Source organism: Arthrobacter sp. SPT-J7, assembly GCF_059089965.1.
Window position 1 is genome coordinate 1 of sequence record NZ_JBNHFF010000542.1, and the last position, 563, is coordinate 563.

Consider the following 563-nt stretch of genomic DNA (forward strand, 5'->3'; position numbering starts at 1 on the left):
GCCGTCAGGGCCCCACATGTGGCCGGAGCTGCGGATCATGGCGGGCATGGACGCGTCCACGATGACGTCACTCGGAACGTTCAGGGTGGTGATGCCCTTGTCCGAGTCGACCATCGCCAGCGCCGGACCCTCTTCGAGGCCCTTCTTGATGAGGGACTGGACGCCTTCACGGACGTCTTCCGGCAGGTCTTCGAGGCTGCTCAGGATGGCTGCGAGGCCGTTGTTGGGGCTGATGCCGGCGGCGGCCAGCTGCTTACCGTACGTCTCGAAAAGCTCCGAGAAGTAGGCCTTGACCACGTGGCCGAAGATGATGGGGTCAGAGACCTTCATCATGGTGGCCTTGAGGTGGGCGGAGAAAAGCACGCCCTCTTCCTTGGCGCGGGCAACCTGTTCCTTCAGGAACTCGTCCAGGGCGGCGGCGCGCATCACTGTGCCGTCGATAACCTCGCCGGCCAGGACGGGGAAGGCCTTCTTCAGGACCTTCACGGAGCCGTCCTCGCGGACCAGCTGGATGGCGATGGTGCCTTCGGACTCGATGACAACCGACTTCTCGTTGGAGCGGA

General features: G+C 63.9%; 1 protein-coding gene. It reads right to left on the reverse strand.

Annotated elements, in window-relative coordinates; all coding sequences use genetic code 11:
- Positions 1 to 563: NADP-dependent isocitrate dehydrogenase (locus AC5RWX_RS34155; RefSeq protein WP_494100555.1), on the reverse strand; the 563-nt coding region annotated here is incomplete at both ends.